The sequence below is a fragment of the Schaalia odontolytica genome, from assembly GCF_031191545.1.
In the GTDB taxonomy this organism is placed as follows: domain Bacteria; phylum Actinomycetota; class Actinomycetes; order Actinomycetales; family Actinomycetaceae; genus Pauljensenia; species Pauljensenia odontolytica.
In genome coordinates this window covers 2,329,095-2,341,961 of record NZ_CP133472.1, presented here as the reverse complement: position 1 = coordinate 2,341,961, position 12,867 = coordinate 2,329,095, and the positions used below count along the sequence as shown (strand labels likewise).

General features: G+C 64.9%; 13 protein-coding genes. 4 read left to right on the top strand and 9 right to left on the bottom strand.

Going from position 1 to position 12,867, the window contains the following annotated elements; all coding sequences use genetic code 11:
- Nucleotides 1-29: 29 nt before the first annotated feature.
- The 7 genes from cmk to RDV55_RS09935 are packed head-to-tail and all read right to left on the bottom strand — an operon-like array spanning nt 30 to nt 5,970.
- The gene (gene cmk / locus RDV55_RS09965; protein ID WP_111824492.1) at nt 30-761 is read right to left on the bottom strand and encodes a (d)CMP kinase; all 732 of its coding nucleotides are present in this window, start codon (nt 759-761) and stop codon (nt 30-32) included.
- A 13-nt stretch (nt 762-774) separates the two neighbouring features.
- Nucleotides 775-1,989 carry a prephenate dehydrogenase gene (locus RDV55_RS09960; RefSeq protein ID WP_111824491.1) on the bottom strand — a complete coding sequence of 405 codons (1,215 nt, stop codon included), beginning with the start codon at nt 1,987-1,989 and terminating at the stop codon, nt 775-777.
- Nucleotides 1,986-2,735, bottom strand: a complete 750-nt coding sequence (locus RDV55_RS09955; RefSeq protein WP_111824490.1) for a pseudouridine synthase — start codon at nt 2,733-2,735, stop codon at nt 1,986-1,988. Before RDV55_RS09955 ends, RDV55_RS09960 begins: the two co-directional genes overlap by 4 nt.
- Nucleotides 2,732-3,292, bottom strand: coding sequence for an SMC-Scp complex subunit ScpB (scpB, locus tag RDV55_RS09950; RefSeq protein WP_111824489.1), 561 nt, complete (start codon nt 3,290-3,292; stop codon nt 2,732-2,734). Before scpB ends, RDV55_RS09955 begins: the two co-directional genes overlap by 4 nt.
- Nucleotides 3,285-4,157, bottom strand: coding sequence for a segregation and condensation protein A (locus tag RDV55_RS09945; protein ID WP_111824488.1), 873 nt, complete (start codon nt 4,155-4,157; stop codon nt 3,285-3,287). Before RDV55_RS09945 ends, scpB begins: the two co-directional genes overlap by 8 nt.
- Complete coding sequence (locus RDV55_RS09940) at nt 4,141-5,004, bottom strand: ParA family protein (protein WP_111824487.1); 864 nt, start codon at nt 5,002-5,004, stop codon at nt 4,141-4,143. The genes RDV55_RS09945 and RDV55_RS09940 overlap by 17 nt, the downstream gene beginning before the upstream one ends.
- Nucleotides 5,005-5,022: 18 nt before the next feature.
- Complete coding sequence (locus tag RDV55_RS09935) at nt 5,023-5,970, bottom strand: site-specific tyrosine recombinase XerD (RefSeq protein ID WP_111824486.1); 948 nt, start codon at nt 5,968-5,970, stop codon at nt 5,023-5,025.
- Between the two features lie 127 nt (nt 5,971-6,097).
- Here RDV55_RS09935 and tkt point away from each other — a divergent pair, with 127 nt between their 5' ends.
- The 4 genes from tkt (at nt 6,098) to pgl (ending at nt 11,561) form a co-directional block, all read left to right on the top strand.
- Complete coding sequence (gene tkt, locus RDV55_RS09930; protein ID WP_174703847.1) at nt 6,098-8,182, top strand: transketolase; 2,085 nt, start codon at nt 6,098-6,100, stop codon at nt 8,180-8,182.
- A 169-nt stretch (nt 8,183-8,351) separates the two neighbouring features.
- On the top strand, nt 8,352-9,878 hold the full coding sequence (gene zwf, locus RDV55_RS09925) for a glucose-6-phosphate dehydrogenase (protein ID WP_111824484.1): 1,527 nt from the start codon (nt 8,352-8,354) through the stop codon (nt 9,876-9,878).
- The gene (locus RDV55_RS09920) at nt 9,875-10,816 is read left to right on the top strand and encodes a glucose-6-phosphate dehydrogenase assembly protein OpcA (protein WP_111824483.1); all 942 of its coding nucleotides are present in this window, start codon (nt 9,875-9,877) and stop codon (nt 10,814-10,816) included. Before zwf ends, RDV55_RS09920 begins: the two co-directional genes overlap by 4 nt.
- Before the next feature lies 1 nt (nt 10,817).
- A complete protein-coding gene (gene pgl / locus RDV55_RS09915; RefSeq protein WP_111824482.1) occupies nt 10,818-11,561 on the top strand; it encodes a 6-phosphogluconolactonase in 744 nt (247 codons plus the stop codon).
- 119 nt (nt 11,562-11,680) lie between these two features.
- Here the strand turns inward: pgl and secG are convergent, their stop codons facing one another.
- Nucleotides 11,681-11,926 carry a preprotein translocase subunit SecG gene (secG, locus tag RDV55_RS09910; protein ID WP_111824501.1) on the bottom strand — a complete coding sequence of 82 codons (246 nt, stop codon included), beginning with the start codon at nt 11,924-11,926 and terminating at the stop codon, nt 11,681-11,683.
- A gap of 162 nt (nt 11,927-12,088) precedes the next feature.
- Nucleotides 12,089-12,865: a triose-phosphate isomerase gene (tpiA, locus tag RDV55_RS09905; RefSeq protein WP_111824481.1), complete on the bottom strand. Its 777-nt coding sequence runs from the start codon at nt 12,863-12,865 to the stop codon at nt 12,089-12,091.
- Between the last annotated feature and the right edge of the window lie 2 nt (nt 12,866-12,867).

The following is a 12,867-nucleotide window of genomic DNA, read 5'->3' as shown; positions in this document are numbered from 1 at the left end:
TGCGGGGCACACCCCTACTGTCTCGGTGACTACTGGCCGTCGCGGAACGCAAGGTCAGCGTCCACGTAGGCGAGGATCGCCTCGCACACACCGTCGATATCGAGGCCAGTTGAATCAACGGTCTGAACGCCGGGTGCCGCCACCATGAACTCGGACACCGCGGAATCCGCCCTGTCGCGGCCCTCAACCTGAGCACGCACAATCTCCATGTGTTCCTCGGACGCGTCGCCGTACAGTTCGAGAGTGCGCCGGCGCAGGCGTGCTTCCTGATCCGCGAGGAGCAGGATGCGCACGTCCGCGTCGGGGCACACCACCGTCGTGATATCACGGCCTTCGGCGATCATGCCCGAGCCCTCCTCGCGGGCTTCCATCATGCGTCGGCGCTGCTCCGTAGCCATCCACGCGCGCACGTCAAGATTCGTCGACACGTGCTTGATCTCCAAGGCGATACGCGGATCGCGGATCTCCTGGGTGACCTCTCGTTCCCCTACCCACACGTGAGGATCAGCAGGATCCGACACGAGCCGCAGAGGCATGTCGTTCGCGGCCGCGGCGACGGCCTCCTTCGCAGTCAGATCGATACCGCGATCCAGGCAGTACCACGTGAGAGCGCGGTACATCGCGCCAGTATCGAGATAGCCAATACCGAGCCTGGACGCCAAAGCCTTAGAGACGGTAGACTTCCCCGAGCCCGCGGGACCATCGATCGCGATCGTGATGCCCACGCGCGAAATGGCGTCCCTGCGCATCAAGTCATTCATAGCAGCATTCTCCTCATCGAGGTGTTGAGTGAGTGATGAGTCGCCAGCCCCGATCCTGCAGGCCCGCGACGCAACGGTCAGAAACTGATGGGTCAATCATGACGCGGGCGACGCCGGCCTGTGCCCCCGCCGAGTGCTCGAGCACGAGATCCTCAATGTTGATGCCGGATTCGCCCAGCTCGCTGAACAAACGTCCCAGCGCACCCGGTTCGTCGGGGATGAGAACCTCAATCTCGGCGTAGCGGGACGGCGCACCACCGTGCTTGCCGGGAATGCGTGAGACACCCTGGTTTCCAGCGGTCATGACGCGATTGATGGCTCCGACGCTTCCGCCGCGCAGCGGCCCCAGCTCAGCCGCAGCGTCAAGGTGCGTCAACAGATCGTCGAGATCGCCGCGCAAATCGCGCAGAATCGATGCGACTGGCCCGGCGTTGCCCGCCAAAATCGCGGTCCACAGACGCGGATCGGAGCCTGCGATACGGGCGGTATCCCTCAATCCCTGGCCGGCCAGACCCAGAGCCTGAGCAGGAGCATCGACGAGGCGCGCAGCGAGCATCGAAGACACGAGCTGCGGGACGTGAGAGACGAGAGCCACCGAATGATCGTGCGTCCCCGCGTTCATTTCCAGCGGAACGGCACCCACGTCAGTTGCGAGCGCACGGGCGACCAGGACAGCTCGAGGCCAGGTGTCGTCGTGAGCCACGATGACCCACGGGCGCCCGTAGAAGAGGTCCGCGTCGGCAGCGCCCGCGCCGCTGCGCTCGCGGCCTGCCATCGGATGGGAACCGACGTAGCGCGACGAGGCCTCGGACGCCCCCTCGGCTCGCAGACCGGAAAGTACATCGGCGACGATGGCATCCTTGACCGACGCGACATCGGTAACGATCGCCTCGGGGAAACGCAGCAGGGACTCAACGATGACCCGATCGGCGACGTCAGGTGGCGTCGCGACGACGACGAGACGAGGAGCCTCATAGTCTTGGTGATCGGTACCGCAGGCCGCGCGTCGAACACCGGCCTGCGCGAGGACGTCAGTGAAGGCGTCTCCCGCGCCCACGTCAGAGGCCAAGCGCAAGGACGTGGGCGAGGCATCCTCTAGATAGACGGGCACTCCCCCGGCGCGCAGAGCGAGACCAAGCGACGCGCCGAGCAGACCCGATCCGATGATGAGGACCGGTCCAACAGTCGAAACGGCGCGCTGGGCCGTCCTCCCGCTCGAGCCGCTCACAGGCCGACGGAGTCGTAGAGCGCGGCCAACGCGTTGCCCTTAACGCGTCGGGTCGTGCCCTGCTTCAGGTGATCAAGAGAGATCGGACCGAAGCCGGTACGCACCAGCTCGCGGACCGGATAGCCGACGGCCTCCATCATGCGACGCACCAGCCGGTTACGCCCCTCATGTACGACAATCTCCACCGTCGTGATGTCGCCGTAGGTGTCGACAATGCGGAAGGAATCAACCTTGATCGGCCCGTCTTCCAGATCGATACCGTTCAAGAGGGTGCGCCTGACGCCAGGCTTGACGTCGCCGTGCAGACGCGCCACGTAGGTCTTGCGAATCTCGTAGGACGGGTGGGTCAGCCGGTTCGCGAGCTCGCCGTCGTTGGTCAGCAGCAGCAGGCCGGACGTGTCGATGTCGAGGCGACCGACGTGGTAGAGACGCTCCGGGTAGTCAGCGATCAGATCCGCGATCGTGGGGCGTCCCTCCGGGTCGCTCATCGTGGAGACAGTACCGATTGGCTTGTTGACGGCCAGCACGATGTGCTTCGTCTCGTCGAGGATCAGGCGCTCCCCGTCAACGTGAATGACCTGCGTCGCGGGATCGACGCGCACGCCCTGGTTGCGCACGACGGTTCCGTCGACGCTCACACGCCCATCGGCAATCATCTGTTCGGACGCACGCCTGGATGCGACGCCAGCCTGGGCGAGCACCTTCTGCAGGCGCACTCCACCCTCCGTGTAGGGGTTAGCCCTCATAGTTCTTCCTCCAATTCATCCAGCGCGTCGGCGTCTGGCAGGTAGGGTGCCAACGGTACCAGTTCCGACAGGCTCTTTATTCCCATTTTCTCAAGAAACTCTCCGGTCGTCCCGTACAGGCGCGCGCCGGAGGGTGTCAGTCCCGTCTCTTCCACGAGGCCTCGGGAAAGTAGCGTGCGCACGACGCCGTCAACGTTGACACCACGGATGCGACAGATGCGGGCCCGCGAAATCGGCTGACGGTAGGCAATAACGGCCAACGTCTCGAGGGCCGCCTGCGAGAGGCGGGCATGAGACGAGCCAACGACGAAACGCCCAACCACATCGGCAAAGGCACGCGCCGAGTATACTCGCCATCCGCCCGCCACCTCGCGCAGCTCAAAGCCGCGGGGGCGGCGCTGCCCCTCACCCAGGTACTCCGAGGCGAGAGCACGCAGTTCGGCCTCGATGTCTTCAACGCTCTCTTCGAGCACATCAGCGAGGTCGCGAGCTGCGACGGGCTCGGATGCCACCATGAGAATAGCCTCGATAGGGCCGCGGAGCGTGTTCTCACTCATCGCTTAGTACTCCTTCTGTGTCGATCGATGGCTCGCGCGCCAACGTGGCCGGGTCCACCTCGGGGCCACCGGTGTAGTCATCCACGTCAATGTCGATGCTTCCTTCACCGCCGGTCCACGAAATGGTTAAGGCCCCTAGCGCATCTTCCTGAGAAAACTCGACGGCGCCGCGCCGATAGAGCTCCAGGAGCGCGAGGAAACGCGACACGACGACGGCGCGCGTCGGCGCGTCCTCAACGAGATCATGGAACGTCATGCGCCCAGCGTCGGCGAGCATCGCAGACACGACAAGCGCCTGTTCGCGCACAGGCACGACCGGATCGTGCAGATGCGCGATGTGAACCGTCGGAGTCGGCGATGAGAGCGCGTCGGCCGCCAAACGGGCGAGATCCTCCAGGCTCGTGCGCCACTGCAACTCGGGAAGCAGCACGGCAAAGTGAGGCTCAAGAGAAACGTCTCTGGCGACGTAGGAGCTGTACTCATCGAGGCGCTCGGCGATGTGTGTCGCAGCTTCCTTAAACGCCCTGTACTGCAACAGCCGGGAAAAGAGAAGATCGCGTGCCTCGAGGTCGGCTTCCGACGCGTTGTCCTCCTCGTCGATGCGAGGCAGGAGGTGCGCCGCCTTCATGTCGAGCAAAGTAGCGGCCACCACCAAAAACTCTGTCGTACGGGACAGGTCCGGAGAGGCTTTCATAAACGCGATGAACTCGTCGGTCACCTGCGCGAGCGCGACCTCGGTGATGTCGAGCTTCTTGCGAGCGATCAGCGACAGGAGAAGGTCGAAGGGTCCTTCGAAAACCGGCAGGGAGACCGCAAAAAGGTCGAACTCTCCCTGAATCTCCAGGCTGTCAGGCCGCGTCGCCACGGGCGATGACTTCCCGCGCGAGTCGACGGTAGGCGTGAGCGCCCGCGTGGTTGGGGGCGTAGGAAATGATCGGCTCGGTGGCCACCGACGCGTCCGGGAACTTGATCGTACGGCCGATACGGGTATCGAAGACGAGATCGCCGAATGCCTCCTGCAAACGCTGCAGGACCTCACGCGAGTGCAGGGTTCGAGAGTCGACCATCGTGGCGACGATGCCGTCAATTTTCAGTCGCGGGTTGATGCGGTCACGCACCGTCTCGATCGTCTCGACCAGCAATGCTACTCCACGCAGCGCGAAGAACTCGGCCTCGACCGGAACGATGACGCCGTGGGCAGCCGTCAGAGCGTTAACCGCGAGCAGACCAAGCGACGGCTGGCAGTCGATGAGCACCACATCGTAGTCGGATTCAACGTGGCGCAGCACGCGAGCAAGTGCGCTCTCACGTGCGACCTCGTTGACCAGCTGCACCTCGGCCGCAGACAGGTCGATGTTTGCCGGGATGATGTCAAGGTTGTCCGTCGACGTGTGACAGATCGTCGCCTTCACGTCCGCCTTCGGGTTCATGAGCAGCGTATAAATCGTCTGCTCCATATCGAGCGCGTTGATGCCCAGGCCCACGGATGCGGCCCCCTGGGGATCGAAATCCACGATCAGAACACGACGACCGTACTCGGCCAGCGCGGCACCCAGGTTAATCGTGGTCGTCGTCTTTCCGACGCCGCCCTTCTGATTACACATCGCGATCACCCGGGCGGGACCATGCCCCGACAGTGGCGCGGGCACGGGAAAATCGACCGGCTCTTCGTGCAGGTCGGGCGTCAGCGTAGGATGCGAGTTCGTGGTCACGTCCCCAATCCTAATTCATCACCGCGCCGATGCGTCGGTGCCACGCGCCCGCGGATGCGAGAGCGAAAAAACCTCACGCAGCGCCTGGGCTGTCACCTGCGTATAAATCTGCGTCGTCGCAACCGACGCGTGTCCGAGGAGTTCTTGCACCTCACGCACGGATGCGCCGCCTTCGAGCAGGTGCGTCGCGAACGAGTGCCGCAAGGTGTGGGGGGAGATTCGGTCTCCAAGTTCGGCCGCCTGGGCAGCGCGCCGGATGGCAGTCCAAGCGCTCTGTCGAGACATCGCACCACCCCGCGAGTTCAGGAAGAAGACGGTGGATCCACGTCCTCGTGCGGCGAGAGCCGGGCGGGCGCGCACCCGGTACGCATGGAGAGCGTCGACCGCGAACGAGCCGACGGGAACGATCCTCTCCTTGCGCCCCTTGCCAAAGAGTCGAACCACGGGAACGTCTCCGTCAAGATCCAGGTCATCCGCGCTCAGAGAAGCCGCCTCTGAGACGCGGGCACCGGTCGCATACAGCAACTCCAGCAAAGCGGCGTCACGCAGACCGATCGGGGAATCGTCTGCATGGGCAGCATCGAGCAGTCTGCCTACTTCGTCCACCGACAGAGCCTTGGGAAGGTGGCGACCCTGGCGGGGCGCGCGTAGAGCGGCGGCCGCGTCGTTTCCGACTGCCCCCTCGGTCAGCGCGTACTTGTGAAGTCCGCGGATGGCAGCGGAGGCACGCGCGACAGACGAAGCCGCAGCAGGTTTGCCAGTAACCGCTCCAGACGCGAGCCGCATCGTGTAATCCTCAATGTCTCGCGTCGTCACGTCATCGACGTTCGACTTTCCCCGGCTCTCCATGTCAAACGCATAGCGGACGGCGTCTCTGCGATAGTTAGAAACTGTATGAGCCGATGCACCCTTCTCAACGCGCAGATAGTCCACCCACTCGTCAACAAGCGCTGTCAGAGAGGTCATGGTGACAGGGTAAGCGACATTGCAACATATGTGCGTGAGCGCTATCGGCATGCACGTACATTCGCTAGACTGTGACGCGGTAAACCATTTCCGCCCCAACGCAGGGGCCCAACAACTGGAGAGCAACGTGTCACTTCACTGGGATCACATCGACGACGAAGCGGTCAAAACCGCAAAGCTCCTCGCCGCCGACGCCGTCGAGCAAGCCGGTTCGGGCCACCCCGGTACCGCCATCTCGCTTGCCCCGGCCGCATACCTCCTCTACAACAAGGTCATGAATGTCGACCCCGCGGATCCGCGCTGGATCGGACGCGACCGCTTCATTCTCTCGGCCGGCCACTCCTCTCTGACCCAGTACGTCCAGCTCTACCTCGCCGGCTTCGGCCTGGAGCTCGAGGACATCAAGACCCTGCGCACCGCCGGCTCCCTGACGCCCGGGCACCCCGAGTATGGTCACACCAAGGGCGTCGAGATTACGACCGGCCCCCTGGGGACCGGCATCGCCTCGGCCGTCGGCTTCGCCATGAACGCCCGCCGCGTCCACGGCCTACTCGATCCCGAAACTCCCCTCGGTGAATCCGTTTTCGACCACAACGTCTACGTTATCGCCGGCGACGGCTGCTTCGAGGAAGGCGTCTCCGCCGAGGCCTCCTCGCTGGCTGGCACCCAGGAGCTGGGCAACATCACCGTCATCTGGGACGACAACCACATCTCCATCGAAGACGATACCTCGATCGCTTTCAACGAGGACGTCCTGGCCCGCTACGAGGCATACGGCTGGCACGTCCAGCGCGTCGACTGGCTCGGCGAGGACGGCTCCTACGAGGAGAACACGGACGCGCTGAACGATGCCCTCGACGCAGCCAAGGCCGAGACGAAGAAGCCTTCGCTCATCGCGCTGCGTACCATCATCGGCTGGCCGACCCCCGGCAAGCAGAACACAGGTGGCATCCACGGCTCCAAGCTCGGCTCCGAGGCTCTCAAGGGACTGAAGGAAGCCCTGGGCGCAGATCCCGAGAAGATGTTCGACGCCGACGCCGCGATCGTGGACGAGGTCCGCGCCCGCGCCGCCGCCCGCGCCGCGCAGTTCCGCGAAGACTGGGACGCCCGCTTCGAAGCGTGGAAGTCCGCCCACCCCGAGCAGGCCGCACTGCTCGAGCGCCTCCTTGAGGGCCGCCTCCCCGAGGGATGGGAGACCGCTCTGCCCACCTTCGAAGAGGGCAAGGCCATTGCGACGCGGGCCGCCTCCGGCCAGGTTCTCAACGCGATTGCCCCCGTGCTCCCCGAGCTGTGGGGTGGCTCTGCCGACCTCGCAGGCTCGAACAACACCTTCCTCAAGGGCGAGCCGTCCTTCCTGCCCGCTCACCGTTCCTCCTCGTCCTTCAGCGGCGACGAGTTCGGCCGCAACCTCCACTTCGGCGTGCGTGAGTTCGCCATGGGCGCGGCCCTCAACGGCATCGCCGCAGACGGCTTCACCCGCGCATACGGCGGCACGTTCTTCGTATTCTCCGACTTTATGCGCGGCGCCGTGCGCCTCGCCGCCCTCATGGATCTGCCCGTCACCTACGTGTGGACCCACGACTCCATCGGCGTCGGCGAAGACGGCCCCACGCACCAGCCGATCGAGCACCTGGCCTCCTACCGCGCGATCCCGAACTTCGCGGTCGTGCGCCCCGCCGACGCAGCCGAGACGGCCGCGTCCTGGAAGGCAATCCTCGAGCAGTCCCACCCGGCCGCCATCGTCCTATCGCGCCAGAATCTGCCTAACCCGGCACGTGGCGAAGGCACCGGACTTGCCACCACCGAGGACCTGGCGCGCGGCGCCTACGTCCTGGCCGACACCGAGGGCACGCCCGACGTGATCCTGCTGGCCTCAGGCTCCGAGGTCTCCGTCGCTCTTGAGGCTCGCGAAGCACTGGCCGCCGACGGTATCGCAGCCCGCGTTGTGTCCGTTCCCTGCCTCGACTGGTTCGAGGCACAGGACCGCTCCTACCGCGACGCCATTCTGCCCCCGTCGGTGCGCGCCCGCGTCTCCGTCGAAGCCGGCATCGCCCTGCCGTGGTACCGCTGGATCGGCGACGCCGGCCGCGCCGTGTCCATCGAGCACTTCGGCGCGTCCGCGCCCGGCGAGTTGCTCTTCAAGGAGTACGGCATCGACGCCGAGCACGTGACCGCCGCAGCGAAGGAATCCATCGAGGCCGCTCGTTCGTGACTTTGTAGTCAACTGAACTGAACACAGGGCTGCTGGCGCGCAATAGCGTGCCAGCAGCCCTATTCTCTTAAACATATGTGTGTCCTCGGTCCCGTTCCGCTCGCCCCTGCGTGCGCAGCGTTCGGGCCCCGGCCTCGTCCCAACCCTTCAGCGAAAGGAGCGACCACTCGTGACCAACGAGATTCCCACCCTACGCGACCCCCAGGACCGCAGGCTTCCGCGCATCTCGCCACCCTGCGGCCTCGTCATCTTCGGTATCACCGGCGACCTCGCGCGCAAGAAGCTCCTGCCCGCCATCTACGACCTTGCGAACCGGGGTCTTCTACATCCAGCATTTTCGCTGACCGGCTTTGCCCGCCGTGACTGGAGCCCCCAGGATTTCGAGGAGTACGTGCGTGCGTCCATCGAGGCCCACACTCGCACCGGCTTCAACGAGGGGACGTGGAACCAGCTGCGCTCGGGCCTGCGCTTCGTCTCGGGCACCTTCGATGACCCGGAGGCTTACCGCCAGCTGGCCGACACCGTCGCCGAGCTCGATTCCTCTCGCGGCACCGGCGGCAACCACGCATTTTATCTGTCCATTCCCCCGTCGTACTTCCCCGTTGTTGCCAAGCATCTGTCGGACACGGGCCTCAACAAGCGCCAGGGCCGGGAGTGGCGACGCGTCATCATCGAGAAGCCTTTCGGTCACAACCTTGAGTCCGCGCGCGAGCTCTCTGACGTCATCTCTCAGATCTTCGACGAGCAGGATGTCTTCCGCATCGACCACTACCTGGGCAAGGAAACCGTCCAGAACATCATGGCGATGCGCTTCGCGAACGCCATGTTCGAGCCCCTGTGGAAAGCCAACTACGTAGATTCCGTGCAGATCACGATGGCCGAGGATATCGGCATCGGAACGCGCGCCGGCTACTACGACGGAATCGGTGCGGCTCGCGACATCATCCAAAACCACCTCCTTCAGCTCATGGCGCTCACCGCCATGGAGGAGCCCGTCCACTTCACGCCCGAAGAGATTCGCGCGGAGAAGGAAAAGGTACTCTCCGCCGTCCGTCTGCCCGATGACCTAGCCGCCGACACCGCGCGCGGCCAGTACGCGGGCGGCTGGCAGGGCGGCGACCAGGTGCGCGGATACCTCGAGGAGGACGGCATCCCCGCCGAGTCGACCACCGAAACCTTCGCTGCCATCAAGCTGTTCGTTGGCACCCGCCGCTGGGCGGGGGTGCCCTTCTATCTGCGCGCCGGCAAGCGCCTGGGCAAGCGCGTCACCGAGATCGCGGTGATCTTCAAGCGTTCCGCTCACGTACCTTTCGGTAACTCCGACCTGTCCGAGTCCGGACAGAACGCGCTCGTCATCCGCGTCCAGCCCGACGAGGGCCTCACCCTCAAGCTCGGCGCGAAGGTTCCGGGCACGTCCATGCAGGTGCGCGACGTGACCATGGACTTCGCCTATGGACATGCGTTCACCGAGGACTCGCCCGAGGCCTACGAGCGCCTCATCCTCGACGCGCTCGTGGGTTCCGCTCCCCTGTTCCCCCACCAGCGCGAGGTCGAGGCCTCGTGGAAGATCCTCGACCCTATCCTTTCTTTCTGGGAAACCCAGGGCCAGCCCGAGCCTTACGCTCCTGGCACGTGGGGTCCCCAATCCGCACACGACATGCTCGCCCGTGACGAACGCTTCTGGAGGCTCCCGTGATCATCACCCTGAAGAACACCACGTCCGCCGAGGTCGCCTCCCGCATCATTGAGCTGCGCGACGAACGCGGTTCTGCAACCCTCAGCCGCGTCCTGACGCTGCTCATCTGCGTCCCCGACATGATCGACGTCGACAACGCGATCGAGGTATCCGACGCCGTCTCACGCGAGCACCCGTGCCGCGTGATCGTCATCGTCGAGCCCAAGTCGACCGAAGGTGCCGCTCTCCTGAATGCGCAGATTCGCGTAGGCGACGCTGCGGGCCTGTCCGACATCATCATCCTGGAGCCGCGCGGCGAGGCCGGGTCGAACATCGATTCGCTCGTCATGCCGCTGCTTCAATCGGATACACCGGTCGTCACTTACTGGCCGGTCACCCCACCCGAGAATCCGGGTGCTCACCCGCTCGGCCGTCTCGCGGTCAAGCGCATTACCGATTCGCGCGCCACTGAGTGCCCGATGGAGACGCTCTCGGCACTGTCGAACGTCTACACCCCCGGTGACACGGACCTGGCGTGGGCGGGAGTCACCCTGTGGCGCGCACTGCTCGGAGCCATCGCCGAAGACTTCGATCGCCTCCCAACCTCGATCCGTGTGTCGGGCAATGCGACGCATCCCTCGCCCTTCCTCGTGGCCGCGTGGCTCCACCACCAGCTGGGGGTGCCCGTCGAGCGCGTCGTGGATCCCCATGCCCTCACAATCACGGACATTACATTCTTCTTCGCGGACGATACGACCGTGTCCCTGTCGCGTAGTGCATCCTCGTCGGTCGCACGCCTATCCCGCCCCGGTCTCGAAGATCGCAGCGTGAACCTGGCGCGTCGTTCCGTGCAGGACTCCCTGATGGAAGACCTACGCCGCCTCGATCCCGACGTGTACTACGGCGAGCTGCTCACAACCGAGCTGCCTCGCCTGGCTACCTGCTCTACGGAGGGCTGAGATGCATCGGGTCCACACGTTCGAGGTCTACCCGAGCATCGAGGAACTCAACGATGCCGTTGGCCGCGCGTTCCTTGCTCGTCTGGGTACGCTCGCCGACGAGGCAGAGGTCGGCTCACGCGTCAACCTCGCCATCTCGGGCGGCGCGATCACGACATCTCTGCTGCCTTCTTTGTCGGAGCGCGTCGGCGAGGTCGATTGGACCCGCGTTCGCGTGTGGCTGGTCGATGAACGCTACGTTCGGTCCGGCGACGCCGACAGAAACGACGATCAGGCGTGGGAGGGCTTCTTCCACGCGGCTACCGGCGTGGAGCTGGTGCGCATGCCGACCTCCGACGCATGGGCCCCGGGTGCCGGTTCCCTTGACGAGGCGACCACAGCATTCACCGCAACGTGGCGCGAGATCATGGGTGAGGGCTCTTTCGACATTGCTCTCATCGGCATGGGCCCCGACGGGCACATCTGTTCGCTCTTCCCGGGCAGCGTCGACATGAACGAAAGCGCACCCATACTCGCGATCCGCGATTCGCCCAAGCCTCCGCCGCAGCGCATCACGGTGTCGATGCCAGTCATGCGTCGCTGCGGCGAGGTGTGGCTGACGACCGCAGGCAAGGCGAAGGCGGACGCTCTGGAGCGCGCGTTCTCGGGAGCCTCCGCACTCGAGGTACCCGTCGCGGGGATCCTCTCCCCCTCGACTCGCGTGTACCTCGACGAGGCCGCGGCCTCGCAGATTGTGAACGCTTAGCCCCCGTGTAGCATCGCGTGTGGCCGTCTTCCTTGACGAGACGGCCACACGCGTATACGCACACATAAACAATGGCTCCCCGCCGAGAAGCGGAGAGCCAAAGCGACAGACGAGTGTGGTCAGCCGCCGAACTTAGCAAGAAGCGCGTAGCCGATGATGCACACCAGCCAGACGAGCAGCGTGCCCAGGGTGATGCGGTTCAGGTTGCGCTCGGCCACGCCGGAGGAGCCGGCAGACGAGGAGATACCGCCACCGAACATGTCCGACAGACCGCCGCCCTGTCCCTTGTGCATGAGGACGGTCAGGGTCAGCAGGATGCTGGTCAGGAAGATCAGCACGATCAGCACGTTGTTCAGAATGGTCACGGTCAATCCAGTTTCTATCGCAGTCACGCCCCGCAACGGGACACATACGGGTTAAGTTTAACGGAGAAAGCCGGTGGGGCCAACCGGCACACCGGTTGGCCCCACCTCGCGTCCGCTCCGACCCGGCTGAGGTGGCTGGGCGGGCAGGCGCTTGACATGTTCTCAGGCGTAGAACGTCGCCATGGCGGCGAAGGAGTCAGCCTTGAGGGACGCGCCGCCGACGAGGCCGCCGTCGACGTCGGGCTGTGCCATGAGCTCCTTGATGTTGTCGGGCTTGGCGGAGCCACCGTAGAGGATGCGGGTCGCCTCGGCGGTCTCGGCGCCGAAGTCCTCGGCCAGGGCGGCGCGGATGGCGCCGCAGACTTCCTGGGCGTCCTCGGCGGAGGCGGTCTCGCCGGTGCCGATGGCCCAGATGGGCTCATAGGCGATGACGATCTTGGCGACCTCTTCGGCCTTCCAGCCGGCGAGCGCAGCACGGATCTGGCCGAGCACGAAGTCGACGTAGGTGCCTGCCTTGCGGACCTCGAGGGCCTCGCCGCAGCACAGGATCGGGGTCATGCCGGCGTCGAAGGCCTTGCGTGCCTTGGCACCGACAAGTTCGTCGGACTCGCCATGGTACTCGCGGCGCTCGGAGTGGCCCATGACCACGTAGGAGACGCCGAGCTTGCGCAGCATGTCAGTGGAGATTTCGCCGGTGTACGCGCCGTTGTCGTGGATCGACACGTCCTGAGCACCGTACTTGATGCCGAGCTCGTCGGCGTCAACGATGGTCTGGACGGTGCGGATGTCGGTGAATGGCGGGATGACGAGGACCTCGCACTTGGAGTAGTCGTGACCCGCGTCGGACAGGGCCATCGCCAGGCCCTGGACAAGGTGGTTGGCCTCGAGGTGATCGAGGTTCATCTTCCAGTTGCCGGCCATCAGGGGGGTGCGTGCCATGT

What these genes read in the sequence shown, in the direction of transcription:
- scpB (WP_111824489.1), bottom strand. Translation starts at nt 3,292, where the DNA reads ATGAGTGAGAACACGCTCCGCGGCCCTATCGAGGCTATTCTCATGGTG.
- cmk (WP_111824492.1), bottom strand. Translation starts at nt 761, where the DNA reads ATGAATGACTTGATGCGCAGGGACGCCATTTCGCGCGTGGGCATCACG.
- tpiA (WP_111824481.1), bottom strand. Translation starts at nt 12,865, where the DNA reads ATGGCACGCACCCCCCTGATGGCCGGCAACTGGAAGATGAACCTCGAT.
- RDV55_RS09935 (WP_111824486.1), bottom strand. Translation starts at nt 5,970, where the DNA reads ATGACCTCTCTGACAGCGCTTGTTGACGAGTGGGTGGACTATCTGCGC.
- RDV55_RS09955 (WP_111824490.1), bottom strand. Translation starts at nt 2,735, where the DNA reads ATGAGGGCTAACCCCTACACGGAGGGTGGAGTGCGCCTGCAGAAGGTG.
- pgl (WP_111824482.1), top strand. Translation starts at nt 10,818, where the DNA reads ATGCATCGGGTCCACACGTTCGAGGTCTACCCGAGCATCGAGGAACTC.